General features: G+C 72.2%; 22 protein-coding genes and 1 tRNA gene. 11 read left to right on the forward strand and 12 right to left on the reverse strand.

The window, feature by feature from the left end:
• Positions 1-22 precede the first annotated feature (22 nt).
• Together nudC and J0P97_RS04605 are read left to right on the forward strand one after the other, a co-directional pair.
• Positions 23-955: an NAD(+) diphosphatase gene (nudC, locus tag J0P97_RS04600; RefSeq protein WP_215486592.1), complete on the forward strand. Its 933-nt coding sequence runs from the start codon at positions 23-25 to the stop codon at positions 953-955.
• Positions 952-2,691: an ATP-dependent helicase gene (locus tag J0P97_RS04605; protein ID WP_215486593.1), complete on the forward strand. Its 1,740-nt coding sequence runs from the start codon at positions 952-954 to the stop codon at positions 2,689-2,691. The genes nudC and J0P97_RS04605 overlap by 4 nt, the downstream gene beginning before the upstream one ends.
• Positions 2,692-3,460: 769 nt before the next feature.
• Here the strand turns inward: J0P97_RS04605 and J0P97_RS04610 are convergent.
• Positions 3,461-4,897 (reverse strand): zinc-dependent metalloprotease, encoded by a 1,437-nt coding sequence (locus tag J0P97_RS04610; RefSeq protein WP_215486594.1) that lies wholly within the window; start codon positions 4,895-4,897, stop codon positions 3,461-3,463.
• 135 nt (positions 4,898-5,032) lie between these two features.
• On the opposite strand from J0P97_RS04610, the gene J0P97_RS04615 reads away from it, so the two are divergent.
• Positions 5,033-6,154, forward strand: coding sequence for a YlbL family protein (locus J0P97_RS04615; RefSeq protein ID WP_215486595.1), 1,122 nt, complete (start codon positions 5,033-5,035; stop codon positions 6,152-6,154).
• 9 nt (positions 6,155-6,163) lie between these two features.
• On the forward strand, positions 6,164-9,070 hold the full coding sequence (locus J0P97_RS04620) for a UPF0182 family membrane protein (RefSeq protein ID WP_215486596.1): 2,907 nt from the start codon (positions 6,164-6,166) through the stop codon (positions 9,068-9,070).
• 66 nt (positions 9,071-9,136) lie between these two features.
• On the opposite strand, the gene J0P97_RS04625 is transcribed toward J0P97_RS04620, so the two are convergent.
• The 7 genes from J0P97_RS04625 to idi are packed head-to-tail and all read right to left on the reverse strand — an operon-like array spanning position 9,137 to position 14,737.
• On the reverse strand, positions 9,137-10,000 hold the full coding sequence (locus J0P97_RS04625) for a prenyltransferase (RefSeq protein WP_215486597.1): 864 nt from the start codon (positions 9,998-10,000) through the stop codon (positions 9,137-9,139).
• Positions 9,997-10,335, reverse strand: a complete 339-nt coding sequence (locus J0P97_RS04630) for a lycopene cyclase domain-containing protein (protein WP_215486598.1) — start codon at positions 10,333-10,335, stop codon at positions 9,997-9,999. The genes J0P97_RS04625 and J0P97_RS04630 overlap by 4 nt, the downstream gene beginning before the upstream one ends.
• Positions 10,332-10,682 carry a lycopene cyclase domain-containing protein gene (locus J0P97_RS04635; RefSeq protein ID WP_215486599.1) on the reverse strand — a complete coding sequence of 117 codons (351 nt, stop codon included), beginning with the start codon at positions 10,680-10,682 and terminating at the stop codon, positions 10,332-10,334. The genes J0P97_RS04630 and J0P97_RS04635 overlap by 4 nt, the downstream gene beginning before the upstream one ends.
• Positions 10,683-10,684: 2 nt before the next feature.
• A complete protein-coding gene (gene crtI, locus J0P97_RS04640; protein ID WP_215486600.1) occupies positions 10,685-12,265 on the reverse strand; it encodes a phytoene desaturase family protein in 1,581 nt (526 codons plus the stop codon).
• A complete protein-coding gene (locus tag J0P97_RS04645; RefSeq protein WP_215486601.1) occupies positions 12,262-13,128 on the reverse strand; it encodes a phytoene/squalene synthase family protein in 867 nt (288 codons plus the stop codon). Before J0P97_RS04645 ends, crtI begins: the two co-directional genes overlap by 4 nt.
• Complete coding sequence (locus J0P97_RS04650; protein WP_215486602.1) at positions 13,125-14,180, reverse strand: polyprenyl synthetase family protein; 1,056 nt, start codon at positions 14,178-14,180, stop codon at positions 13,125-13,127. The genes J0P97_RS04645 and J0P97_RS04650 overlap by 4 nt, the downstream gene beginning before the upstream one ends.
• Positions 14,177-14,737: an isopentenyl-diphosphate Delta-isomerase gene (gene idi, locus J0P97_RS04655; protein WP_215486603.1), complete on the reverse strand. Its 561-nt coding sequence runs from the start codon at positions 14,735-14,737 to the stop codon at positions 14,177-14,179. The genes J0P97_RS04650 and idi overlap by 4 nt, the downstream gene beginning before the upstream one ends.
• 72 nt (positions 14,738-14,809) lie before the next feature.
• Between idi and J0P97_RS04660 the strand changes: the two genes are divergently transcribed.
• Positions 14,810-15,277, forward strand: coding sequence for a MarR family winged helix-turn-helix transcriptional regulator (locus J0P97_RS04660; protein ID WP_282837079.1), 468 nt, complete (start codon positions 14,810-14,812; stop codon positions 15,275-15,277).
• A gap of 81 nt (positions 15,278-15,358) precedes the next feature.
• Here the strand turns inward: J0P97_RS04660 and J0P97_RS04665 are convergent.
• Positions 15,359-15,432: transfer RNA gene (locus tag J0P97_RS04665), tRNA-Met, on the reverse strand.
• A gap of 81 nt (positions 15,433-15,513) precedes the next feature.
• On the opposite strand from J0P97_RS04665, the gene J0P97_RS04670 reads away from it, so the two are divergent.
• Together J0P97_RS04670 and J0P97_RS04675 are read left to right on the forward strand one after the other, a co-directional pair.
• Positions 15,514-16,017, forward strand: a complete 504-nt coding sequence (locus J0P97_RS04670) for a DUF6328 family protein (protein WP_215486604.1) — start codon at positions 15,514-15,516, stop codon at positions 16,015-16,017.
• On the forward strand, positions 16,014-16,844 hold the full coding sequence (locus tag J0P97_RS04675; RefSeq protein ID WP_215486605.1) for a carbon-nitrogen hydrolase family protein: 831 nt from the start codon (positions 16,014-16,016) through the stop codon (positions 16,842-16,844). The genes J0P97_RS04670 and J0P97_RS04675 overlap by 4 nt, the downstream gene beginning before the upstream one ends.
• A gap of 10 nt (positions 16,845-16,854) precedes the next feature.
• Here J0P97_RS04675 and J0P97_RS04680 read toward each other — a convergent pair whose 3' ends face one another.
• Positions 16,855-18,060 carry an aminotransferase class I/II-fold pyridoxal phosphate-dependent enzyme gene (locus tag J0P97_RS04680; RefSeq protein ID WP_215486606.1) on the reverse strand — a complete coding sequence of 402 codons (1,206 nt, stop codon included), beginning with the start codon at positions 18,058-18,060 and terminating at the stop codon, positions 16,855-16,857.
• A gap of 130 nt (positions 18,061-18,190) precedes the next feature.
• On the opposite strand from J0P97_RS04680, the gene J0P97_RS04685 reads away from it, so the two are divergent.
• From J0P97_RS04685 to J0P97_RS04695, 3 genes are all read left to right on the forward strand, one after another.
• Positions 18,191-19,828 carry a S1C family serine protease gene (locus J0P97_RS04685; protein WP_215486607.1) on the forward strand — a complete coding sequence of 546 codons (1,638 nt, stop codon included), beginning with the start codon at positions 18,191-18,193 and terminating at the stop codon, positions 19,826-19,828.
• A 66-nt stretch (positions 19,829-19,894) separates the two neighbouring features.
• Positions 19,895-21,181 (forward strand): CDP-glycerol glycerophosphotransferase family protein, encoded by a 1,287-nt coding sequence (locus J0P97_RS04690; protein WP_215486608.1) that lies wholly within the window; start codon positions 19,895-19,897, stop codon positions 21,179-21,181.
• Positions 21,178-22,635 carry a CDP-glycerol glycerophosphotransferase family protein gene (locus J0P97_RS04695; RefSeq protein ID WP_215486609.1) on the forward strand — a complete coding sequence of 486 codons (1,458 nt, stop codon included), beginning with the start codon at positions 21,178-21,180 and terminating at the stop codon, positions 22,633-22,635. The genes J0P97_RS04690 and J0P97_RS04695 overlap by 4 nt, the downstream gene beginning before the upstream one ends.
• Positions 22,636-22,641: 6 nt before the next feature.
• On the opposite strand, the gene J0P97_RS04700 is transcribed toward J0P97_RS04695, so the two are convergent.
• A complete protein-coding gene (locus J0P97_RS04700) occupies positions 22,642-23,733 on the reverse strand; it encodes a glycosyltransferase family 2 protein (protein WP_215486610.1) in 1,092 nt (363 codons plus the stop codon).
• A 103-nt stretch (positions 23,734-23,836) separates the two neighbouring features.
• Here J0P97_RS04700 and J0P97_RS04705 point away from each other — a divergent pair, with 103 nt between their 5' ends.
• Positions 23,837-25,069, forward strand: coding sequence for a CDP-glycerol glycerophosphotransferase family protein (locus J0P97_RS04705; RefSeq protein ID WP_215486611.1), 1,233 nt, complete (start codon positions 23,837-23,839; stop codon positions 25,067-25,069).
• Positions 25,070-25,075: 6 nt separating this feature from the next.
• Here J0P97_RS04705 and J0P97_RS04710 read toward each other — a convergent pair whose 3' ends face one another.
• The gene (locus J0P97_RS04710; RefSeq protein WP_215486612.1) at positions 25,076-26,347 is read right to left on the reverse strand and encodes a maltokinase N-terminal cap-like domain-containing protein; all 1,272 of its coding nucleotides are present in this window, start codon (positions 26,345-26,347) and stop codon (positions 25,076-25,078) included.
• Positions 26,348-26,386 lie beyond the last annotated feature (39 nt).

Here is a 26,386-nt window from a genome sequence, read left to right on the forward strand (position 1 = left end):
CGCCCGGCAAGAGAGGTACAGGATGACCGGTGTCGACACCCCGCCGCCCCCCGCCCTGGCGCGCGCCGGGATCGACCGCGCCGCTGCGGAGCGCGAGGAGCCCGGTCTCATCGCGCGCCTCACCGCCGATCCTGGGACGCACGTCGTCGCGGTGAGCGTCGATCGTGCTCTCGTCGCAGCATCCGGCGACCGCCTCGCCCGTGTGCCGGCGGCCGCGGTGCCCGCCGATGCGATTCGCGCCTTCCTCGGCCGCGACGCCGACGGCGCCGCGGTCCTTCTCGCTGTCATCGACGCCGAGGAGGAGGCCGCCCTCGCGCCGGCCGTTCCGGGTGCTCAGTGGGCCGCGCTCCGGGTCGTCGGCGGCGACCTCGACCCCGTCGAGGCCGGGCTCATGGTCGAAGCCGTCGCCCTGGGCCGCTGGCACGTGGATGCCCCGTTCTGCTCCGCCTGCGGCACGCGCACCGACGTGCGCTCGGGCGGATGGGCGCGGCAGTGCCCCGCCTGCGGGCGCGACCACTTCCCGCGGACCGACCCCGCCGTCATCGTCGCCGTCGCGTCCGCCGACGGCGAGCGGCTGCTGCTCGGCCGGAATGCCCTCTGGGCCGGGCGCAACATGTACTCGACGTTCGCGGGCTTCGTCGAGGCCGGTGAGTCGCTCGAGGCCACGATCGTCCGAGAGGTCGCCGAGGAGGCGGGCGTGACCATCGTCGCGAGCAGCTACCGCGGTTCTCAGGCGTGGCCGTACCCCCGCTCGCTCATGCTCGGCTTCCACGCGCGGGCGGAGGAGGGCGCGGTCGCCGCGCCGGACGGCGTCGAGATCGTCGATGCCCGGTGGTTCTCGCGCGACGAGCTGCGAACCGCACTCCGCGACGCCGATGCGGTGGAGTTCACCCTTCCCGGCACCGCATCGATCGCGCGTCTTCTCATCGAGGACTGGGCGGCGATGCACCGGTGAGCGACGACGCGCTCTCCGGCCTCGACGAGCAGCAGCGTGCGGCGGCCTCGCTCCTGCGCGGCCCCGTCTGCGTGCTCGCGGGCGCCGGCACCGGCAAGACCCGCGTCATCACCCACCGCATCGCGCACGGCGTCGACACCGGCGCGTACTCGCCGGGCCGCGTCATGGCGGTCACCTTCACCGCGAAGGCGGCGGGGGAGATGCGCGGGCGGCTGCGCGCGCTGGGCGTCGAGGGCGTCGCCGCGCGCACCTTCCACGCGACCGCCCTCGCGCAGCTGAACTTCTTCTGGCCGCAGCTGGCAGGCGACACCGCCCCGTCGATCGTCGACAAGAAGGTGCGTGTGCTCGGCCAGGCCGCCGACGGGCTGGGTCTGCACCTCGATGCCGCGACCCTGCGCGACGTCGCGAGCCGCATCGAATGGCGGAAGGTCGCGATGCGCACGATCGATCAGGATGCCGTGGCACACCCGCAGGGGCTCGGGACCCTCGACGCCGGCAAGGTCGCCGACCTCATGCGCGCGTACGAGAAGATCAAGGACGAGCGCCGGCAGCTCGACTTCGAGGACGTCCTCCTCGCCTGCGCGGGCATGCTCGAGTCCGAGCCGCGCGTCGCGGCGGCCGTCCATGAGCAGTATCGGCACCTGACGGTCGACGAGTTCCAGGATGTGTCCCCCGTGCAGCACCGGCTCCTCGAGCTGTGGCTCGGAGAGCGGCGCGACATCTGCGTCGTGGGGGACGCCAGCCAGACGATCTACTCGTTCGCCGGCGCAGACCCGCGCTACCTGCTCGAGTTCGGGCAGCGGTACGAAGACGCCCAGATCGTGCGCCTCGAGCGCAACTACCGCTCCGACCCCGCGATCCTCGGCGTCGCCAACGCGCTCATGCGCGGCCGCCCCGGCGCGCTCGCGCTCTCCTCGCCGCGCCTGTCCGGCCCCGCGCCCACCGTGACCTCATACGACGACGACGCCGCCGAGGCGGGCGGGGTCGCCGCGGCGATCGCCGCCCAGATCGAAGCGGGGATCTCCCCGCACGCGATCGCCGTGCTCTATCGTGCGAACGCCCAGTCCGCGCCGCTGCTCGCGGCCCTCGCCGCGCGCGGGATCCCCTCGTCGGTCCTCGGCGGACGCCGCTTCTTCGACCTCCCCGAGGTGCGGCAGGCCGTCATGGCCCTGCGTGCCGCGACGGTCGCGCCCATCGAGACCTCCTTCCTCGCGACCGTGCGCGACATCCTGCGCGGCCTCGGGCTCAGCGACGATCCGCCACCGGCGGGCGGGGCGCTGCGCGATGCCTGGGAGGCGCGCGCCGCGGTGCTGCGCCTCGCCGAGGAGGCGCCCGCGGGGACGACTCTCCGGGCGTTCACCGACGAGCTCATGGCGCGGGGCCGTGCGCAGCACGAGCCGGCGCTGCGCACCGTCACTCTCGCGACGCTGCACGCGGCCAAGGGCTTGGAGTGGGACCACGTGCATCTCATCGGGATGAGCGAGGGACTCCTGCCGATCTCCTACGCGACGGGGTTCGACGCCATCGACGAGGAGCGCCGGCTGGCCTACGTCGGCGTCACGCGGGCCGCGCGATCCCTGTCGCTGTCGTGGGCGCGGAGCGGGGGAACGGCCGGGCGGCCTCGGCCCCGGGAGCGCTCGCGCTTCCTCCAGGAGATCGGTCCAGGGGCGAGAGACACAGACACCGCACGTGCGGCCGGTGCACGTGCCACGTCCGCCGGGCGTCCGCGGAGCTGATCGTCACCGAGAGCGACGCGCGGGGGTCGGTCCCCGGCGCGCCGCGGAGGAGCCGTGCCGCCAGGAGGGCCGCCTCGAGCAGGATCGCGGTATCGGTGCGGATGCGTTCGCGACCGAGGAGCTGCGCGGCCAGGAGAGGCCATTGCTCGTCCGCCTCGGTGCGCCGCGCGTGCCGGCAGGACAGGCATGCTGTCGCCCCGGGGACGACGACCGGCCCGACCTCGGCGCGGTCTCCCGCCACCTCGATCGGGAGATGGGTGATGTCCGCGGCCATGAGCGCGGCGGCCTGACGCGGGTCGAGCAGGCGATCGGCCACCACGATGAGCGGGAGGGTCGGGTCGGGATCCTCCGGAGCCCAGCGGACGGTGCGCACGGGATCGACCCCCGCCGCGCTCCACCCGCGGGCGAGGGCGTCCGCCTCCGCGAACGCGATGTCGATCGGCAGCTGCACCTGCACGGCCAGGCGCGGCGGTGCCACGGGGACGAGCGCCGGGGCGATCTGCGCGACGAAGGCCTCGGCATCCGCCGGGGCGGCGCCCAGGCTTCGCGCGAGCGGGGCGAGCATGGCGTCGGGAATGCCGTCTCCGAGCGCATGGAGGAGGCGCTCCTGCCACGGCGTCACGTCCTCGAGCCGCACCTCGCCGTCCACGCCGAGCTGGAGGGAGGACGGGGTGCGCCAGAGCGGCGGGCGGGACGGCGCGAGTCGGAGCATGCGCCGATCCTGCCGCCCCGCGCGGGCGGGCGGGTCAACTGTCCACAGGGGGACCGGTCAGACCGGTCGCGGGTCCTCCCGGTCGTCCGGGCCGTCCCGGCCGTCCCCGGGCGCCTCGCCCGGGGTGTCCCCCTCGGCCGCCTGCGCGAGCAGCTCGTCCAGAGCGTCGTCGAAGGCGTCGCGCGGAGGCGCTTCGCCGGCGGCCCGGGCACGCAGCCGCGCCACGAGAGCCTGCGGGTCGTCGATGTCCTCGGCGGTCGGCATGAGGTCGGGGTAGTCCCACAGGCCGTCGCGCTCGGCGCTGCCCACGGCATCCGTCACCGCGCGCCACATCGCCGCGGCTTCCCGCAGGCGCCGGGGGCGCAGCTCCAGGCCCACGAGCGAGGCCATCGCCTGCTCTGCGGGGCCCCCCACAGCGCGGCGGCGGCGGACGGCTTCGGCGATCTTCGCGGACTCGGGAAGGCGCGCGGTGGCATCGGCGGTGACGACATCCACCCAGCCCTCGATCGTCGCGAGGAGGTTCTCCAGGCGCCCGAGGGCCGCCTCCTGCGTCTCGGTGCGCTGGGGGAGGAGCGCCCCCGATTCGATGAGGGCGCGCAGCTCCTCCGGCTGGGAGGGGTCGAAGCGCGCCGCGAGATCCTCGAACGCCGACGTGTCGACGTGGATGCCGCGGGCGAACTCCGTCACCTGCGAGATCACGTGCAGTCGCAGCCACCGCGCGTGGCGGAACAGGCGCGCGTGGGCGAGCTCGCGGGTGGCGAGATAGAGGGCGAGCTGGTCGTCGGTGACATCGAGGTCGCGGCCGAAGTCGGCGAAGTTCTGCGGCAGGATCGCCGCGACCCCGTCGGGCATGACCGGGATCCCGACGTCGCCTCCGGAGACCACTTCGAGGGAGAGCCGTCCGATCACCCCGCCGAGCTGGGCGGCGAAGAGGGACCCGCCGATGCGACGCATGAACGCCCCGGCGCCCGCGACGAGCTGGCGCATCTCCTCGGGCGTCTGCTCGCCGATCGCGGCGGTCAGGGCCCCCGCGATCGAGTCCGCGACGGGCTCGGCGAGTTCCTGCCAGACCGGGAGGGTCTGCTCCACCCAGTCGCCGCGGGTGATCGCAACCGGCGGTGCGGACAGCTCGGAGATCGTCGTCGCCTCGCTCAGCCAGAGGGTCGCGAGAGCGAACGCCTGGTCGAACTCCGTGCGCTCGGATGCCGCGATGCTCAGGCCGTCCTTGTTCGACAGGTGCAGCGCCTGCGTCTTCGCGGCGCTCCAGTCGATGCCGTCGCCGGCGCCGGGCTGCGCGAAGGCGGCCTGCATCTGAGCCATCATCTGCTGGAGCATCGCGGGGTCGATGCCCATTCGTGAGAGGCCCTCGAGCTGTGCCGGGTCGATCCCGCCCGCGCCGCCCCCGCCGAGGAGATTCCGCAGCAGCTCCTGGAAGTCCTGCGGGTCGAAGCCGTCGGAGGGGTCGAAGCGATCGGGGGTGTCGTCGTCAGCCATGTCAGGCGCCTTTCAGCAGGCTCGTCGGGTCCCGTTCTACGCTAGTCGCACGGCTTCCGCCGCGGCGCGATCCGCGCCCTCGGACGAGACGTCGTCTGTACGCCGATCGCGAACGACCGGCCGGAAAGGGCTGCAGTGGCACTCTTCGACGAGCGGGTCAGGATCGTCCCTGCGCCCCGCCGCCGCGCGTCCCGGACGACATCGATCGGGATCTGGTCGCTCACCGTCGCGATCTTCGCGCTCCTGGCGCTGACCCTCCTCCCCACCTCGTTCGTGATCCAGCAGCCCGGACCCGTGTTCAACACGCTCGGCTCGGTGCAGAACGCCGACGGCAAGGAGGTGCCGCTCATCTCGGTCGACGGGGCGCAGACCTACCCCACCTCCGGAGCGCTGGACCTCCTGACCGTCCAGGTCGTCGGATCGCGTGAGCGGACACCGTCGTGGTTCGAGCTCGCGCTCGCCTGGTTCGACCGCTCGCGGGCGGTTCTCCCGATCGACGAGGTGTTCCCGCAGGGCCAGTCGACCGAGCAGCGCAACCAGGAGAGCGCGGTGATGATGGTCGACTCGCAGAAGGAGGCCACCGCCGCGGCCCTCACGCACCTCGGCTACGACGTGAAGCCCATGGTGCGGGTGTATTCGCTCACCGATGATTCCGCCGCCACCGGCATCCTGCAAAAGGACGATGTCATCCGCGCCGCGAACGGGCAGCCGGTCACGGACACCGACGCCCTGCGTGCCATCATCAACGCCGGCGGCGGTGCCCCGGTGACCCTCACGGTCGACCGCGCGGGCTCCTCGCTCACCGAGACCGTGACTCCGAAGAAGGTCGAGTCCGGCGGCCAGACCCTCTGGCTCATCGGCGTGTCGACCCTCCACGACTACGACTTCCCGATCGATGTCACGATCCAGCTCGACAACGTCGGCGGCCCCTCCGCCGGCATGATGTTCGCGCTCGGCATGATCGACACCCTCACCGAAGGCGACCTGAACGGCGGGCAGCAGGTGGCCGGCACCGGGACGATCGATTCGGCGGGCACCGTCGGCCCGATCGGGGGCATCCGGCAGAAGATGTTCGGGGCGGTGGATGCCGGGGCGCGGTGGTTCCTCGCGCCGGAGGCGAACTGCGACGAGGTCGTCGGCCATGTGCCGGATGGCCTGCGCGTCTTCTCGGTCGGCACGCTCGATGACTCCCTCACGGCGCTCCAGACCATCCGCGAGGGCGGCGACCTCGACGCCCTGCCCACCTGCGGATCGTAGGATGGACTCGTGACCACGACCTCTGCGCCGAATCAGGCCACGCCCAGTCCGTTCCGCCGCGCCATCGGCATCACCCTCGCGGTGATCGCCGTCATCGTCGTCGGGTTCTTCATCTTCGCGAGTCTCTACGCGGACTGGCTCTGGTTCGACCAGCTCGGGTTCAGCAGCGTCCTGGTGACCCAGTGGGTCGGCAGGGTCGTGATGTTCGTCGTCGGGTTCCTCCTGATGGCGGTGCCGGTGGCCGTGGCGATCCAGCTCGCCTACCGCCTGCGTCCGGTCTACGCCCGGCTGTCCTCGCAGCTCGACCACTATCAGGAGGTCGTCGAGCCCCTGCGCCGCCTCGCGATGTGGGGAATCCCGGTGTTCTTCGGCTTCTTCGCCGGATTCGCCGCCGCCGCGCAGTGGGAGACGGTGTGGCTGTGGGCGAACGGCGTCGACACGGGCACGGCCGACCCGCAGTTCCAGATGGACACGGGCTTCTATCTGTTCTCGCTCCCGTTCCTCTCCGCCGCGCTCGGCTTCGCCTCGGCGATCCTGCTCGTCTGCCTGGGCGTCACGGCGCTCGTCTCCTACCTGTACGGGTCCGTGCGCGTCGGCCAGCGGGAGCTCCGCATCTCCAAGGCGGCCCGCGTCCAGCTCGCCGTGATCGCCGGTCTCTACCTCCTGGTGCAGGGCGCGAGCCTCTGGCTCGACCGGTTCAAGACCCTCGTCAAGCCCGCCGACCGGATCACGGGAGCGGGCTACGTCGACGTCCACGCGGTGATCCCCGGCCTGACGATCCTCTCGATCGCCGCCGCCCTCGTCGCGGTGCTGTTCTTCGTCACGGCGGTGATCGGACGGTGGCGCTTCCCGCTGATCGGCACCGCGCTACTCATCGTCTCGTCCCTCGTCGTCGGCGTCGCCTACCCGGCCCTGGTGAACCAGTTCCAGGTCGTCCCGAACCAGGAGACGCTCGAGAGCCCGTACTACCAGCGCAACATCGACGCGACCAAGGCCGCCTACGGCATCGACGGGCTCGACAAGAGCGACTTCAAGGCCGTGACGGATGCCGAGCCCGGGCAGCTGCGTGCGGACGCCGACACGACGGCATCCATCCGCATCATGGACCCCGCGATCATCTCGCCGACCGTGCGCCAGCTCGAGCAGTACCGCTCGTACTACCAGTTCACCGATCCGCTCGACGTCGATCGCTACCAGATCGACGGCAAGAGCCAGGACGCCGTTGTCTCCGTGCGCGAGCTCAACCTCGATCAGCTCGGCGCGGCTGCCAGCTGGTACAACACGACGCTCGTCTACACCCACGGCTACGGCATGGTCGCGGCCAAGGGCAACGAGCGCACGACGGACGGCAACCCGGTCTTCCTGGAGCGCGGCATCCCCACGGCGGGAGCGCTGACGGACGGCCAGTACGAGCCGCGGATCTACTTCGGAGAGAAGTCGCCGACGTACTCGATCGTCGGCGGTCCCGAGGGCGGGCCGGACATCGAGCTGGACTACCCGCGCGGCACGGACGGCGCAGCGCAGACCAAGACGACCTTCACGGGCAACGGCGGGCCGAGCGTCGGCAACCTCTTCAACCGGATGCTCTACGCGCTGAAGTTCCAGTCGACCGATATCCTCTTCTCCGACGCGATCAACGACAACTCGCAGATCCTCTACGACCGTGACCCGATCGACCGCGTGCAGAAGGTGGCGCCCTACCTCGAGCTCGACAACGACCCGTACCCCTCGGTCGTCGACGGCCGCATCGTCTGGATCGTCGACGGCTACACGCTGAGCGCCAACTACCCGTACTCGTCGATCGTCAGCCTCCGCGACGCGATCAGCGACACGACGAACACGACCCCGCGGGTCGCGCTCGATGACGTCAACTACATCCGCAACTCGGTCAAGGCGACCGTCGACGCCTACTCGGGCGAGGTCACGCTCTACGCCTGGGATGACACCGACCCGCTGCTGCAGGCCTGGCAGAAGGTGTACCCGTCGACGCTCAAGCCCGTCTCCGAGATGTCCGGCGACCTCATGAGCCACGTGCGCTACCCGACCGACCTCTTCAAGGTGCAGCGCGCGATGCTCGGCACCTACCACGTGGATGACGCGGCATCCTTCTACGCCCGCGACAACGCGTGGAAGACGCCGGATGACCCGACCCAGAAGGAACCGGTCCTCCAGCCGCCGTACTACCTGACCATGAAGATGCCGGGTCAGGACGACCCGGCGTTCTCGATGTTCACCTCCTTCATCCCGGCGTCCGAGGGCGACGGGGCGCGGAACGTGCTCATGGGCTACCTCGCCGTCGACTCCGATGCCGGCGCTCAGGCGGGTGCGAAGGCCGCCGACTACGGCAAGCTCCGCATGCTGGAGATCAGCGCGGACGTGAGCGTGCCCGGTCCCGGTCAGGTGCAGAACTCCTTCAACGCCGAGCCGAGCGTCTCCTCGTTCATCAACATCCTCCAACAGGGCCAGTCCCAGGTGCTCAACGGCAACCTGCTGACCCTCCCCGTCGGAGGCGGACTGCTCTATGTGCAGCCGGTGTTCGTCCAGGCATCCAGCGGCACGAAGCTGCCCACGCTGCAGAAGATCCTCGTCGCGTTCGGTGACAACATCGCGTTCGAAGACACGCTGCAGGAGGCTCTGGACAGCCTCTTCGGCGGCGACTCGGGTGCGAACACGGGCGACGGCGATGTCACCCCGACGCCGAGCCCCAGCGCCTCCGGCGACGGCTCCGGCGAGACCGGCGGCACGGGCGGCGGCACGGGCACGGACGTGGCGTTCCAGGCGGCGCTGAAGGATGCGCAGCAGGCGATGCTGGACCGCGACGCAGCGCTGAAGTCGGGCGACCTGACGAAGTTCGCCGAGGCGGACGCCCGCCTCACCGCGGCTGTGCAGAAGCTGCTGGCGCTGAGCGGCAACTGATCGCACGGATCGGCGCGCAGCCCGTCGTCCCCTCGAACCGCGTCAGCGGTCGGGGGGACGTCTGCGTCAGCGGATCGCCGCGAACCAGATGAGCAGCAGCGTCACCGCGAACCCGCTGAACTGATTGAGCCAGAGGAAGCGGTCCCAGCCGCGCGTCGCGGCGGATGCCGTCTCGTCCGTCACGGCGCGGAAGGGCCACACGGTCGCGAGGTACGGCAGGGCGAGCAGGGCGGCGAGGGGCCCCGGCCAGGTGACCCCGAGCAGCGCGACTCCCGCGAGTGCATAGGCGACGAGGGCGAACCAGACGGTCCGGCGCGCTCCGAACGCGGTCGCGATGGACGCGATCCCCCCCTCCCGGTCGGCGACGACGTCCTGGACCGCCCCGAAGGCATGGGAGGCCACGCCCCAGAGGCCGAAGGCGACGATGATGAGCACGAGGGACGGCGTCCAGGTCGCGCCCGCGAGGACGAGCGCGTAGACGGCGGGCGAGAAGAAATGGATGCTGCTGGTCAGTGAGTCCGCGAGGGGCCGCTCCTTGAGACGCAGCGGCGGGGCCGAATAGAACACGACGAAGAAGAGGCTGCCGGCCAGCACCGCCCACGACGCGGGTGTGGATGCCCCCAGGATGACCAGCGCGACGACGAACGGAAGACAGGACAGCCCCGCGGCCCACAGCGTCACCCGGTGGAACCGACGGTCGAGCACGGCGCCGTGGGCTCCGCCCTTGCGCGGGTTGCGCAGGTCGGACTCGTAGTCGAAGACGTCGTTGATCCCGTACATCGCGAGGTTGTACGGCACGAGGAAGAAGAGCGTGCCGACGACGAGCACGAGGTCCACGCGGCCCGTCGTCAGCAGGTAGGCCGCCGCGAACGGATAGGCGGTGTTGATCCAGCTCACCGGCCGGGAGGCGAGGAGGAGCTGGCGGATCACGCGTCCTCACCGACCGCGGCGCCGGGGTGGCCGGGTGCGCTCCGGGGAGCGAAGAGGGAGCGCAGCGCCGGCACGAGGAAGGCGGCGGCGAGGGGGTAGGAGAAGTCCTCGAGGGGGGCGAGGCCGATGCGGATGCCGCTGATGAGATGCTCCGGATAGGTGAACAGGTCGGCCGCGATCATCGCGTTGTCGAAGATCGCGGTGAGGACGAGCAGCACGAGAGCGGTGAGGGCGGAGGCGCGCATGCGCGCTCCGAAGCCGGGGCGGATCGCGCTGGCGGCGGTGACGATCGCCGCGAGGACGAGGAACGGGAGCACGAGCAGCGCGTAGGTCACGGCGTCGGTCTCCCGCCATCGGCTGTGGGTGCCCTCCGGCGCCCGAGGATGCGCAGGACCGCGGCGTGGACGACGAGCGCCAGGTAGCAGAGGAAGGCGAGGAAGACCGGCTCCTCGACGGGGAGATGCGGCGCGAGGTCGATGCCGAGGAGGAGCGGGGAGTCACCGCGGACGAAGACTCCGCTCGCGATGCCCGCGGCATCCCACCCCACGAAGAACGCGGTGCCCGCCACCACCGCGAGGGCCGACGTGACGGGAGCGGACCAGAGCGCCAGGCGGAACCGGGCGTCGAGCGCGGTGATGCCCGCGATCGAGATCAGCAGGAAGAGCAGATACAGGCCGGGCATGCTCACGCCCCTCCGGAACCCTCGGCAGCGGGCTCGGAAAGCCGCGCGGCGCCGCGCTCACCGCGCAGTCTCTTGACCACGAGCTCGGCGGAGATGAGGCACATCGGCAGGCCGATCCCGGGGAGGACCGAGGTGCCCGCGTAGAGCAGGTCGTCGACCTTCGCCGACGCGCCGCGCGGACGGAAGACGGCGCTCTGGCGGAGGGTGTGCGCGAGGCCCAGCGCCCCGCCGCGCCACGCGCCGAGATCGCGCTCGAAGTCGGCCGGGGTGATCGTGCGGCGCACCCGGATCCGCGAGGCGAGATCGTCGATGCCGCACCACTGCGAGATCTGCGCGATGACGCGGTCGGCGGCGCGCTCGATCAGCTCGTCACCCGCGCCGTCCTCGCCTCCGTGGCCGAGTTCGGGGGCGGCGGCCATGGGCACGAGGACGAAGAGGTTCTCGCCGCCCTGCGGCGCCACCGTGGAGTCGGTCGCCGACGGTCGGCAGATGTAGACCGATGCCGGATCCGGAATACGACCCGGCGAGCCGAAGACGTCGGCGAAGTTGCGCTGCCAGTCACGGGCGAACAGGAGGGTGTGGTGCGCGAGCTGGGGGAGCTCGCCGTCCACCCCGAGGAGGATCAGCAGCGCACCGGGGCCGGGGTTCCGGCGCGACCACCACCGGTTGGAGTAGGTGCGCTCCGCCGGTCCGAGCAGGGTCTGCTCGGTGTGATGGAGGTCGGCGGTGGAGACGACGAGGTCCGCCCGGTGCTCGGTGCCGTCGGCCAGGCGCACTCCGCGGGCGTGGCGATCCTCGACGATGACGTGGGCGACGCGAGCGCCCGTGCGCAGCTCAACACCCTGCGCGGCGGCGAGTCGCGCGACGGCCGCGATCAGCTCGGTGAATCCACCCCGGGGGTAGCGCACGCCGTCATCGAGGTCGAGGTGACTCATGAGGTGGTACAGCGCCGGAGCGGTGTCGGGTGACGCGCCGAGGAAGACGGCGGGGTAGCCGAGGATCTGGCGGAGCACCGGATCGCTGAACGAGCGGGCCACGTGGTCCTCGAGTGAGCGCGTGAGGAGGGGGAGGAGGCGGGGCAGCTGCCGGGTGACGGCGGGGTCGAGGAGCCCGGTGTACGAGGCGTAGGTGTCGTAGAGGAAGCGGTCCACGGCCAGGTCGTAGGCCTCGCGCGCCGAGTCGAGGTAGGCGTCGAGCGCCGCCCCGGCGCCCGGTTCGCGCCCCTCGAACAGCGCGCGCGCCCGGTCGCGGCCGGAGGGGACGTCCACGGGGTCCGAGGGACCCGCGCCCTCCGGTTCGGGGTACACGCGATACGCGGGCTCGAGCGGGACGAGGTCGAGCTCCTGCTCCGCGCTCGTGCCGAGGAGGCGGAAGAAGTGGTCGAACACCTCCGGCATGAGATACCAGCTGGGGCCTGTGTCGAAGCGGTATCCGTCGCGCTCCCACGACCCGGCGCGCCCGCCGAGCTGATCGCGCGCCTCGAACAGCGTCACGGTCCACCCGTCGCGGGCGAGCAGCGCCGCGGTGGCGAGTCCCGCGATGCCGCCGCCGACGACGGCGGCGGTCCCCGGCTGCCGGCTCACGACCGGCTCCGATGCGGGGGCAGGCCGACGAGGGCCTTCGCCGCGATCGTCGCCTTGACCGGCGCGGGCACCGACACGCGCGCGCCGCCATCGTCCTCGCGCAGGCGATGCGCGAGCTCGGCGAACAGTCCGTGCGCCGTCGTGACCGCCCGACGGCAATCGGCCGGAAGCTGACCGATCGCGGCAGCGGCGACATCAAGGTCGGCGTCGATCCGGTCGAGGACGGTCGCTCGCGTGACCGGGGCGGCACCCGTGTCGCCGTCGATCCCCAGGTAGTCGCGGCCGAGCCGCCCCCGGTCGTCGGCGAGATCGCGGAGGAAGTTCACGTCCTGGAAGGCGGCTCCGAGCCGCCGCGCCCCCTCGACGAGAGCGGGAGCGGGATCGATCGGCGTCCGCCGCCCGGCGTTGACGAAGACCTGCAGGCACATGAGTCCCACGACCTCAGCCGAGCCGTAGACGTACTCCTCGTGGGAGGCGGCGTCGTGCCGGGTCGTGTCGAGATCCGTGCGCATCGACGCGAAGAACGGGCGGATCAGGTCGCTCCCGATCCCGCACTCGCGCGCCGCGAGCGCGAAGGCGTGCACGATCAGGTTGGTGCTGAACCCGCGCTCGATGGCGGTGAAGGTCTCGGCCTCGAACTCGTCGAGGAGGGTGCGCTGCTCGGGTGCGGGCACACCCTCGTGCGCGGCGGCGCCGTCGACGATCTCGTCGGCGACGCGCACGAGCGCGTAGACGCTTCGCACGTGGGTGCGGACGCGGGGCCCCAGCAGCCGCGTCGCGAGGGCGAAGGAGGTGGAGTAGACGGCGATGACGGATGCCGCGGCATCCTGCGCGCACCGGTCGTAGAGGGTGAGGCCGGTCACGGGATGCGCCGCTCGATCGCGGACCCGATGTCGTCGAGGAGGCTCGCCGCGGCGACGGGGAGCCGACCGCCCGCGGCGTGGGTGCGCGCTCGATCGAGCCCCTCGTGCACGAGGGCGACGACGTGCTCGCGGGCGCCGCTGCGCTCGAGCTCGCGCTGCGCGCGCCGCACGGCGATCGGGCCGGTGTGCGCGACGGCGAGGGCGGAGCTGATCTCCGGCCACGCGCCGGACCGGCGCGCGAGGCCGATCAGCGGGGTGCGCTTGGCCTCGCGCAGGTCGGCGCCCGGATCGCGGCCGGCCTGGCGGCGCGTGCCGAACGTGCCGATGAGATCGTCGACGAGCTGGAAGGCGAGCCCGAGGTCCGCCGCGGCGGCGGCGAGATCGGCCTGAGCCTCCGGCGTGGCCCCCGCGAGGACCGCCCCGGCGACGAGGGGGGCCTCGAACGAGTAGACGGCGGTCTTGTCGTGGGCGGCACCCAGCAGTTCGTCCGTCTCGGGGACCTCCGCGCGGGCGGCGTTCTCGACGTCGGCGAGTTCACCGGCCGCCGACACGAGCACCGCGTCGTCGAGGATGGCGAACAGCCGTGTGCGGGCGTCCGCGTCGATGTCCGCGGTGGCGACGAGCCGGCTCGCCTCGAACAGCAGCAGGTCGCCCGCGAGGACGGCGGCGGCGTCGCCGACGACGGCGACGTCCTCGCCGCGCGCGCCATAGGCGCGCGCCCGCGTACGGAAACGGCCCGAGACGTTCGGGGCGCCGCGCCGCTCGAGGTCGCCGTCGATCAGGTCGTCGTGGACGACGAAAGCGGTGTGCAGAAGCTCGAAGGCCGCCGCGACCCGCCAGAGGGCCGCATCCGGCTCCCCGCCGAAGGCGCGGAAGGCGGCGACGACGAGGGCGGGGCGTAGGCGCTTGCCGTCGGCGCCGGCGGCGGCGGCTGCCTCGGCGAGCGCCCGGGGTCCGTCGCCGAGCGGGACACTGCGACGGGTGAGACGGTCCAGCGCGGCGCCGATCTCGGTGTCGACGAACACCCGGTCGTCCGCGGCGAGCGTGATCACGGCGCCGACCCGACGTGCACGCTGTCGAAGACGTGCATCTGCTCGGCCTGCAGCACCAGCCAGGGGCTGAACGCCCAGGGGGTCGCGCGGAGCGAGATCGCGAGGTCCTGCGGATCGACCCAGCGTGCCTCCACCACCTCGCTCGGGTTCAGGCGCGGCTCGTCATCGACGTACGCCGTGTACACGGGGCAGATCTCGTTCTCGACGATGCCGCTGGCATCCGTCGCCCGGTAGCGGAACAGGGGGAGGACGAGCTGGATGTCACGGAGGACGAGCCCGAGCTCGTGCTCGGCGTGGCGGCGGACGGCGGAGATGACGGGCTCAGCGGGTCGAGGATGCCCGCAGAACGAGTTGGTCCACACCCCCGGCCACGTCTTCTTCTCCAGCGCCCGCCGCGTGAGGAGCGTCTGCCCTGCGGCGTTGTACACGTGGCAGGAGAAGGCGAGATGCAGCGCGGTGTCCACGCCGTGCACGCTCGATTTGGGGGCTGTTCCGATCTCTCGGCCGTCGTCGTCGACGAGGACGACGACGTCGACCGGGGTATCGCTCGGGGGCACGTTTTCTCCTGTTGCTAGTTTATCTAGCGATTTTCAGCGATACTACCGGGGGGAGAGGGAGGTGTCCATACGGTGGACGGAGCGTGGAGGCCGCAGTCGCCGCGGGATGAGCTCGTGCTCGCCGCGATGGAATCCGTGCGCGCCTTCGGCGAATCCATGGACCGGATGCACGGCGGCGTGCGGGACGACATGGACATGAATGCGACGGATGTCGCGGCCCTGCGGATGCTCGTCGTGCGCGAGCGCCGGGGGGAGTGGGTGTCGCCGCATGAGATCGCCGCGCAGCTGTCGATCTCTACGGCGTCCACGACGAAACTCCTCGACCGTCTGTCGGAGCGTGGCCATGTGGAGCGACGCCCGCACCCGCACGACGGTCGCGGGCGGATCGTGGTGCTCACCGACCTCGCGCGGCAGGAGTTCTCCACGCACTTCGGCCACCGGATGCGCACGATGCGCGCAGCGATGGAGGATTTCGATGACGACGAGCTGCGCGCGGTCATCCGGTTCATGGACCAGGTGGGCACGTCGCTCACCGACTGAGTCGCCCAGCGGACCGCGTTCGGAAGGCCCCGGGACGGCAGAACGCCCGGCCTCCGAGGAGACCGGGCGTTCTGTTTTTTGTTGCGGGGACAGGATTTGAACCTGCGACCTCTGGGTTATGAGCCCAGCGAGCTACCGAGCTGCTCCACCCCGCGGCACGAGTCACAAGCCTAGCACGGGTTTCGGGGGCCGCGCGCACGTTGCACCGATCCGGCGGTGCGGGGGAGGATGAACCGGTGACCTTCGACGCCTCCGACGATCAGGACGACCGGGTCGACGGGCGCGATGAGACGGCGAACGAGCGCGCGGACCGCAACTGGAGCGAGCTGCTGCAAGAGCTGCGCGTCCTGCAGACCGGCACCCAGATCCTGACCGGCTTCCTCCTCGCCGTCGCCTTCCAGCCCGCATTCGCGGAGCTCGGCACCGGCGCGCGGATGCTGTACCTCTTCCTCGTCGTCATCGCCGTCCTCAGCGCGATCGTCGCCCTCTCGCCCGTGGCCCTGCATCGCATGCTCTTCGCGCGGCGCGAGAAGACGGTCGTCGTCGCCTTCGGCCATGCGGCACTCGTGACGGCGCTGGTGACGGTGTCGCTTCTGCTGATCGGCGTGGTTGCCTTCGTCTTCGAGGTCGTCGTCGGCGAAGCCGGGGCGTGGAGCGCGGCGATCGCCGCCGCGTCGGCTGTCCTCATCCTCTGGGTCGTGATCCCGATCGTCCTGCGCAGGAACGGAGTCTCCCGATGACCGATGCCGAGAACACTGCGGACGCCTCGGATGCCGTCGGCGTCGCCGTCGGGCAGTTCGCGCCCACGACCGACACGGACCGGAACCTCGAGGTCATCGCGGAGCTCGCCGGTCGCGCCGCCGCCCGCGGCGCGGACGTCGTCCTCTTCCCCGAATACGCGAGCTACTTCGTCGACCCGTTCGATGAGTCGCTGGCCGCGCACGCGCAGCCGCTGGACGGGCCGTTCACGCGCGCGCTGCGCCACCTCGCGGCCGACCTCGGCATCGTCGTGGTGGCGGGTCTGGTCGAGGGGGCCGCCGGCTCCCGCGTGCGCAATGCCGTCGTCGCGGTCGGCGCCGACGGCATCCTCGCGGTCTCCCGCAAGCTGCACCTGTACGACGCGTTCGGCCAGCACGAGTCGGACTGGGTGGAGCCGGGCGTGATCGGCGACCCCGAGACGTTCGTGCACCGCGGCATCCGCTTCGCGCTCATGACCTGCTACGACCTGCGCTTCCCCGAGGTCGCGCGGGTGCTCGCCGACACGGGCGCGCACGTCGTCCTGACGGCGGCGGAGTGGGTGCGCGGGCCGCTCAAGGAGCACCACTGGCGCACGCTCCTGCACGCGCGCGCGATCGAGAACACGCTGTACGTCGCCGGCGCTGACCATCCGCCGCCCCTCGGGGTGGGGGCCTCCGTCGTCGTCGACCCGCAGGGCGTGGAGATCGCCGGGGTCGGCACGACGACCGACGTCGCCGTCGGGTTCGTCGACACCGCCACCGTCGATCGGGTGCGCCGGGTCAACCCGGCCCTGGCGCTCCGACGTTTCCGCGTCGTCGCCGGGGGCTGAGCCCGCGGCGTCAGGCGAGCCCGCGCAGCCGAGCGGAAGCCTCGGCGATCACGTCCACGCGCTTGCAGGCGGCGAATCGCACGAGACCGGCGTACTCGGACCGGTGCTCCGGCGAGGCGAATGCCGTGACGGGGATGCCCACGACCCCGGCCCGCTCGGGCAGCACGCGGCAGAACTCCGCGGCATCCTGACCGGCGGCGAGGAACGGGCCGGCGTCGGTGATCGTGAAGTACGAACCCGCGGGCGTGGACACCGAGAATCCGGCGGCGCGCAGCCCCTCGCCGAGCAGATCGCGCTTGGCGGCGAGCGTGTCCGCGATCCCCGCGAAGAAGGCGTCGGGGAGAGCGAGACCGACGGCGACGGCGCTTTGGAACGGGGTGCCGTTGACGTAGGTGAGGAACTGCTTCACCGCGAGCACGGCATCCACGAGCGCGGCCGGGCCGGAGACCCAGCCGATCTTCCAGCCCGTGGTCGAGAAGGTCTTGCCCGCCGACGAGATGGTGAGGGTCCGCGCAGCGGCACCGGGGAGCGTCGAGATCGGCACGTGCGGCGCGTCGAAGACGAGATGCTCGTACACCTCGTCGGTCACGATGATCGCGCCGTGACGCTCGGCGAGCCGGACGATCTCGGCGCGGACCTCGGCGGTGAAGACCGCGCCGGTCGGGTTGTGCGGGTCGTTGACGAGGATGAGGCGGGTCTGGTCGGTGACGGCTCGGGCGAGCTCGTCGAGATCCGGCTGGAAGTCGGGGAAGCGCAGCGGCACGGTGCGAAGGCGCGCTCCGGAGAGAGCGGCCAGAGCGGCGTACGCGTCGTAGAGCGGCTCGAAGACGACGATCTCATCGTCCGGGGAGGCGGTGAGGGCGAGGATCGTCGCGGCCAGCGCCTCGGTCGCACCGGCGGTGACGAGGATGTCGCGGTCCGGGTCGAGCTCGAGCCCGTAGAAGCGTTCCTGATGGGCGGCGATCGCCTGCAGGAGCACGGGAACGCCGCGGCCGGGGGCGTACTGGTTGGCGCCGCCCCGGATGGCCGCGATCGCGGCATCCCGCACCTCGTCGGGCCCGTCCTCGTCGGGGAACCCCTGGCCGAGGTTGATCGCACCGGTCCGCGTCGCGAGGGCGGTCATCTCGGCGAAGATCGTGGGGGCGGGCTCTCCCGCCGGGCCGAGGAGTCCGGCGCCTGCTGCGGTGCGGCGCCAGGCGCCTGGTATCTCTCGCACGGTGCACACGTTACATGCCCCCACCTGCCGCGAGGGGAACGGGATGCATAGGCTCATGGGGGCGGTGGCATAAGCAATCCACAGCATCGGGCGTCATGCTGAAGGTGTCTTGGGAAGTAAGGAACCACTGATGAGCGAAAACACCCCCACGCCGAACGACCCGCAGCCCCAAAGCGCGGCCGCGGCCCAGAGCGCCTCCGAAGCGCAGAGCGCCTCCGAGGTCCGTGCCGCGGACGCGACGCATCCGCCGCTGCCTCCGCAGGCCGCGGCCGATGCCGCGCAGGCCGCGCCCGCGGTGCCGACGTCTGCGCCGGCGCCGACGGCGAACGCCTTCGGCCAGCAGCCCGCTGCGCACGGCGGACCGCAGTCCGCTCCGCACGGCGCGCCGCAGGGCGCCCCGTACGGCGCCCCCTACGGTGCGCAGCAGCCCTACACGGCGCCCCAGGCGCGGATGCCCGAGCACCAGACGGCGGCCTACGGCACACAGCCCTACGGCTACGGCACCGCCCCATACGGCACCGTGCCCACCGCTCCGGGCGAGGCTCCGACGGCATCCGCTCCCTCCGCTCCGTCCGCCAAGGTCGGCGCGGGCAAGATCGTCGGGATCATGGTCGCCGCCGCCCTCGTCGGCGGCGCGGCAGGCATCGGCGGCGCCGCTGCGGGAGCCTCGATCTTCCCCTCGTCGCAGAGCGTCGTCACCTCCAGCCCGCAGAACGTCACGGTCAACGACACCGGCTCGGTGAACCAGACCACCGCGATCGCCGCGAAGGTGGTCCCCTCGGTGGTGACGATCTCCGCGAGCGCCGGGTCGTCCGGGGGCACCGGCTCCGGAGTCATCCTCACGGCGGACGGCTACGTCGTCACGAACACGCACGTGGTCACGCTCGACGGCGAGACCTCCGATGCCGCGCTCACCGTGACGACCTCGGACGGCAAGGTCTACCAGGCGACCGTCGTCGGCACCGACCCGACGTACGATCTGGCCGTCATCAAGCTGAAGGATGCGTCGGGGCTCACCCCGATCGAGTTCGGCGACTCGGGCAAGCTCAACGTCGGCGACCAGACCGTCGCCGTGGGAGCGCCCCTCGGGCTCTCGAACACGGTGACGACGGGCATCGTCTCCGCGCTGAACCGGTCGATCCAGATCGCCTCGTCGGCGGTGCCCGACGGCGGCGACCAGCAGGAGCAGACCCCCGGTCAGGGCGACTCCCCGTTCCAGTTCGACTTCGGCCAGGGTCAGCAGCAGTCGGCGAGCGGCTCGATCTCGATCGCCGTCGTGCAGACGGATGCCGCGATCAACCCGGGCAACTCCGGCGGTGCGCTCGTGAACTCGAAGGGCGAGCTCGTCGGCATCAATGTCGCGATCGCCTCGGCCGGCGGGTCGAGCTCCTCCGGTCAGTCCGGATCGATCGGGGTGGGCTTCTCCATTCCGTCCTCGGTCGTGAAGCGGATCACCGACGAGCTCATCTCGGACGGTGCCGCGACCCATGGTCTCCTCGGGGCGATGGTGGGCAACGCCGCCGCGCAGGAGGGCGCCACGAATGCCGGCGCGTACATCAGCGACGTCACCGGTGGCGGCGCGGCCGCCGCCGCAGGGCTCAAGAAGGGTGACGTCGTGACGAGCTTCAACGGCTTCCCGATCACCGACGCCACCGACCTCACCGCGCAGGTGCGGGCTCTTGCGGGCGGCAGCAGCGCCAGCATCGTCTACATCCGCGACGGGAAGACCGCCTCGGGCGAAGTGACGCTCGGAACGCTCACGCAGTGACATCCGCGTTCTCCGCCTGACAGTCGGCCGCAGGCTCCGGACGCCACCCCGCGATAGGCTCGCGGGGTGGCGTCCTTCTCGTTCGGCGCCGGCAACGCCGGGAAGCTTCTGCGCATCCCGCTGTACGCCCTCGGCCGCATCATCACGGCGGTGACGCCGCGGACCGGCGACCTGTGGGTCTTCGGGTCCGCCGCCGGCCCGGCCGACGGGGCCTGGGCTCTCTGGGAGTACGCGGTGGCGCAGGGGGAGCGGGCCGTGTGGCTCACGGCGAGCGCGGAGGAAGCGGCGATCGCGCAGCGGCGCGGCATCCCCTGGGCGCCGAAGGCGTCGTGGCGGGGTTTCCGGCTCACGGCGCGCGCCGCGGTGATCGTGGTCACCCACGGGTTCGGAGACGTCAACCGGTATGCGGCGACCGGCGGGGTGATCGTGCAGCTGTGGCACGGCATCCCGCTCAAGCGCATCGGTCTGGACGCCGCGGTCACGACGGCGAGCCCTCTGCCTTTCGCCCGCCGTGCGACCGCACACCTCCTGAGGCTGTTGTACCGGCGTACGCAGGCACGGATCGCGGTGCTGCCGGCGGCATCCGAGATCGTCCGCGGCCGCCTGGAGTCGGCCTTCGGGCTGGGCAGTGCGTGCGTCCCGGTGACGGGGGAGCCGCGAACGGACGTCCTCTGGTGCGGCACCGCCGACGAACGCCGTGAGATCGCGGGGGCGCGTCTGCGGGAGATCCTCCCGGGGGTGACGGATGCCGCGCGCCTCATCCTCTACGCCCCGACCTGGCGCGACGGCGCTGCGGACCCCGCCGGCCCGGATGCCGGGGAGGCGACGGCGCTCGCGGCCGTCCTCGAGGAGGCGGATGCCGTCCTGCTCGTACGGGCCCACCACCTCGCCGCGGGAGGCCTCGCCGAAGCAGACCTCGCCGCCGCACGAGGCCCCGCCCGGGGCGGCGGCCGCGTGCGGATGCTCGGTGGCGACCTCGTCGCCGACGTCACGCCGCTCCTCCCGGGGCTCGACGTCCTGGTGACGGACTATTCCTCGCTCGCGTTCGATGCGGCATCGGTCCCCGTGGCGACCGTGTTCTTCGCGCCGGACCTCGCCGAGTACGCCCGCTCCCGCGGTTTCTACGGCACATACGACGACGTCGCCGGGAGCGATGCCGCGTCCGACTGGGCGGGTGTCGTCGCGACCCTCCGCGCACTCCTCACCGAGCCCGGGTTCCGTGACGAACGCCTCGCCCGCGGCCGCGCCCTGAGCGCCCGCGTGCACGCCTTCCGGGACGGGCACAGCACCGAACGGGTCTACCGTGTCATCCGCGACCGCCTGGCCGCATCCCCACCCGAGAGGGCCTCATGACGATCGCCGCACGCCTCGACGACACCGCCGTCCCGGAGCTCGTGCTCACCGGATCCGGACCACGTCCCGATTCCGCCGCCCTCGTCGGTCGACGCGCCCGCGTCGATGCCCGTGTGAGCGGCGACGGCACGACGTGGACGGTGCGATTCCCGCTCGAAGCCGCACGCTGGGGCGGTGCCCCGCGCCCGCTGCCGACCGGCGACTACGCCCTCGAGCTCATCGCCGCCGGGGGAGAGGGCCTCGCCGTCGCCGCGGAGGTGCCCGACACGATGACCGCGACGCTGCGGGCGGGGCTTCACTCCGGCATTCTGCGGGTGCGCCCTCCCATCGATCCGGCCTACGAGACGGGGGAGGGTCAGGCGGCCCTCGAACGGCGCTATGCGACGCGGCCGCAGGGGCTCGAGAACGCCGTGTTCTTCGAGAGCTTCTCCGGGCTGGGCGCGAGCTGCAACCCCCGCGCGATCGATCGGGAGCTCGCCCGTGTCGCGCCCGGGGTCACCCGATACTGGAGCATCGTGGACCTCTCGGTGGAGGTGCCCGAGGGGGCGATCGCCGTCGTCGAGGGCAGCCCGTCCTGGTGGCGGGCGCGGGGGGCCGCGCGCCTCCTCGTCGTCAACGACTGGCTGCGTCGCCGCTACGAGCGTCGCCGTGGTCAGGTCGTTCTGCAGACCTGGCACGGCACCCCCCTCAAGCGCCTCGCGCTGCACCGCCCCGGCTTCGACCCGCGACGCATGCTCGCCGTCGTCCGGGAGAGCCGGCGGTGGGATGTCCTGCTCGCGCAGAACGCGTTCGGCGCGCGGGTCATGAGGAAGGCCTATGCCTTCCTCCGTCGTCCCGTCTGGGTGGAGGGGTATCCCCGCAACGACGCGGTGGTGAGCGCCGCGCCGGGGCCGCTCCGCGCGGCCCTCGGCATCGCCGCGGATGAACGGGTCATCCTCTACGCGCCGACCTGGCGCGACGACCGCGAGGAGATGGTCGACCACCTCGACCCCGCGCGACTCGCCGCCGACACCGGCGCCGTCGTCCTCGTGCGGGGACACTCCCGCACGCTTCTTCCCGGGCGGGACGTCCGCGGCGCGCGGGTGCTCGACGTGACCACCTATCCCGATATGTCGGATCTCCTCGTCGTCGCCGACACCCTCGTCACGGACTACTCGTCCGTGATGTTCGACTTCACCGCGACGGGCAAGCCGATCCATTTCTTCACCCCCGATCTCGAGCACTACCGGGAGGACCTCCGCGGCTTCTACTTCGACCTCGCGGCTCACGCACCGGGGCCGCTGTCGACGACGCAGGACGAGCTGACCGCGACGCTCGCGGACGACAGCATCGCGGCGGAGTACGCGCAGCAGTACGCGCGGTGGCAGTCGCGGTTCAACGCGCGCGACGATGGCCACGCCGCCGAGCGCGTCGTCGCGCGCATCCTCGACCAGGGCTTCGTCGACCGCGCCTGAGACGGCTCAGGGGAGGGGAGTGTTGCGTCTCAGCCGTGACGTGTCGATGTTCTCGCGCGCACCGCGCGCCACCCCGATGAGGAATCCGACGCCCCACGAGAGGTGCATCGAAGGGAGGACGAGGAGCGCCCACGCCCGCTCCCGCACGCCCGGTCCGGCCTGCGCGCTCGCCGCGTAGACGACGACGAGCGCCGCATACGCCGCGAGGGGCAGGTAGAGGACGGATGCCACGACCGATGCCACGCCGTGCACGATTCCCGTCAGCTGCAGGACCGCCGTCACGAGGCCGAGGGCGACGAGCGTCACGAGCGCGGGCGGGGCGAAGAAGCGGAGGGAGTTGCGTCGCCCGTACCGACGGACGAGCTCGCCGCGCCAGGTGCCGGTGGAGCGGAACTGTCGGACGAGGCTCGACCAGCGCTCCCGCGGCCAATATGCGACGGCGAGTGCGGGATCGAACCAGACGCGGTATCCGGCGCGGCGGATGCGCAGGTTGAGCTCCCAGTCCTCGCCGCGGCGGATCGTTTCATCGAAGAGCCCGACCTCGTCGAGGACGGATCGGCGGAGAACGCCGAGGTAGGCCGATTCGGCCGGGCCCGCGGTGCCGCCCGAGTGGTAGGCACCTCCCCCCAGCCCGACGCGCGAGTTGTAGGCCCGGGCGACGGCGCGCTGGAACGGCGTCCGACCCTCGGCGCGCATCACGCCGCCGACATTCGCGGCGCGCTCGCGCGCGAGCGTCGTCATCGCCTGGCGCACGTAGCCGGGTTCGAGGGCGGAGTGCGCGTCGACCCGCACGATCGTCGGAAAGCGGGATGCGGCGATCGCGAGGTTCAGTCCGACCGGGATGTCCGCCGCCGGATTGCGGATGACCCGCACCCGGGGGTCATCCGCCGAGAGGCGCTGCGCGATGGCGTCGGTGGCATCGGTGGAGGGGCCGAGAGCGAGGATGAGCTCCGCCTCACCGTCGACCTCCTGCTGGAGGACGCTGTCCACCGCGGCGCGCAGATAGCGCTCCTCATTGAGGACCGGCATCACGAAACTGACCCCGGCGCCGGGAGGCGGGACGGGGGCATCCTGCTGCCTCGGGGCGACGTCGTGCATCCGTCGATCATGTCATGCGCGTTCGCCGGGGCCCTCGCGGCTCGTCCCCTCGGCACCCCCGGCCGCGTGCGGCCCCACCGAGGGTGCTGACTAGGCTGGGCGGGTGGGAGTGATCACCGAAGGGCGGAAAGCGCTCGCGCTGACGCGTCGTGCCCTCCGCGGCCGGGTCGCGTTGCGCGCGGTCCGCGCCGGCATCGCCCGGCAGGGACCGCTGCCGCCTCGCCGCTTCCGCATCGCCGTGTACTTCGCCGACGGCGAGGTCAACATGTACCAGATCCGGCAGTGGTACGAGCCCCTCGCCCACCTCGCCCGCACGTGGCCCGTCGTGGTCCTCGCCCGCAGCGCGACGGGCGCGCGGGCGCTGCTGGCCGACGGGGCGCTGCCGGTCGCGTTCGTCCCGACGGTGCGCGACCTGGAGGAGGCGGTCGATGCGCAGGACATCCGCGTCGTGCTGTACGTCAACCAGAACACCCGCAACTTCCAGATGTTCCGGTACGGACGCCGCTGGCACGTGTTCATCAACCACGGCGAGTCCGACAAGATGTACATGACCACGAACCAGTTCAAGGCCTACGACGTCGCGCTGATCGCCGGGGACGCCGCGCGCGAACGCCTGCGCCGCGTGCTCTGGGACTACGATCTCGACGCGCGCACCATCATGATCGGCCGCCCTCAGGCCGACTACTACTCGGGATCGCTGCCCTACACGCCGGACGAGCGCACCGTCGTGCTCTACGCCCCCACCTGGGAGGGCGACCGGCCGTCGGCGCACTACGGGTCGATCCGGACTCACGGCGAGGCGCTCGCCGCAGCGGTGCTGGCCTCCCCGGGGCACCGGCTCGTCTATCGTCCGCATCCGCGCTCGGGCGTCGTCGACCCGGAGTACGGCGCGGCGAACGCGCGCATCATCGCCGCGATCACGGCGGCGAACGTCGCCGATCCGCGTGCCCAGCACGTGTTCGACGACGGCCCTGCGCTCGGGTGGCAGCTGGCCGCCGCGGACCTCGCCGTCGTCGACATCTCCGCGATGGTCTACGACCGGCTCGCGGCGGACCGGCCGCTGATGGTGACCCGGCCCGTCGATCCTGAAGCGCTCGTGGACACGCACGGGTACCTGGCGGATGCCGAATGGCTGAGCGCCGAGGCATCCGGACGCTTTCTCGACGAGGCGTCCCGCGTGCTCGCGGATCCGGGTGCCGCGGACGCGCTCGAGCGGTGGGTGCGCCACTACTTCGGCGACACCGCTCCGGGGGCCGCGACCGCGCGCTTCGAGGCGGCGATCGCGTCGCTCATGGCCCGATGGGAAGCGTGGGACGAGGGGTCTGCGGACGCCTGAGCGGACTCAGACGCCGGCCAGGCGCTCGATCGCGGCGAGCGGGATCCCGAGCCAGTCAGGGCGGTAGCGGGCTTCGTAGATCGCCTCGTACACGGCCTTGTCGAGCTCGAGCGCGTCCAGGAGCGCGCCGGCGGGCTCGTCGCCCGTCACTCCGGCATAGCCCGCGAGGAACGCGGCGCGGGCGCTCGACGCCCACGCCGTCGGGTTGCCCTGGACGTCCGCCGGCGCGCCGAGCACGAGTGAGCCCGACACGTAGTCGAACGAGCGGAGCATCCCGGCGATGTCCCGGAGCGCGAGATCCGGCGCGCGACGCTCCTCCATGGGGCGCATGGGCTCACCTTCGAAATCGAGGAGCACCCAGCCGCGGCCGGCGACCTGGAGCACCTGACCCAGGTGATAGTCCCCGTGGATGCGCTGCAGAGCGGGCCACCGGGCGGATGCCGCAGCGTCATAGCGTCGCGTGATGCGCTCCCGATGCGCGGCGAGGGCGGGGACCTCGTCGAGGGCGATCGTGAGCCGGCGGCGCCACGCGCTCTCGAGGGTGGAGCGTGCGGCGGGGCCCGGCTCGGAGACGGGGAACAGCCGCGCGAGGTCGAGGTGGACCTCGGCGGTGGCACGGCCGAGCTCTTCCGCGTCACGACGGAAGTCGGCGCCGGCCGCGGCGGAGCGCAGGGCGACGCGCCAGGCATCCTCGACGCCGGGAAGGAACTCCTGGGCGAACGCCAGCGGGCCGCTCGCCGTGCCGTCGGGCACCGTCCATGCGCTCTCCCACGTGCCGAGGGCGGCGGGGACGTGCGGCGATCCCGCTGCGGCCAAGGCGCTCTGCAGCTCGATGTCGGGGTTGGATCCCGCCTCCAAGCGCCGGTACACCTTGCAGATCACCGGGGGTTCGCCCTCCGGACGATAGATGACCGACGTGTTGGACTGCTCGCCGCGCAGGACCTCGGCATCCCCGGCGGGGAGGCCGATCGCGCGAGCGAGGAGCGTGGTGTAGGCGGGGTCGGTGGGCCCGTCGGTGACGACGCGACCGTCCGGGAGGCTGCCGATGACGCTCGTCCCCGTCGGCGCCGGCGCGGAGCGCAGGACGACCGGCACCTGGTAGACGATCTCGCGCGGTGCGGCATCATCGGCGACCGCGTAGATCCGCACCTCCGCGCCGGCGTCGTCCGCACCCGCCGGGATCTCACCCAGGATGCGCAGCGCCGGCGGCTCGCCGGCCGCGGAGTACCAGCGCTGCCGGGGGAGCCACGTTCGCAGCAGGGGGAGGGCCGTTGCCATGCGTCGAGGGTATCGCCTCGGCATCCTCAGCCCGCGGAC

The sequence above is a fragment of the Microbacterium flavum genome, assembly GCF_018717645.1.
In the GTDB taxonomy this organism is placed as follows: Bacteria; Actinomycetota; Actinomycetes; order Actinomycetales; family Microbacteriaceae; genus Microbacterium; species Microbacterium flavum.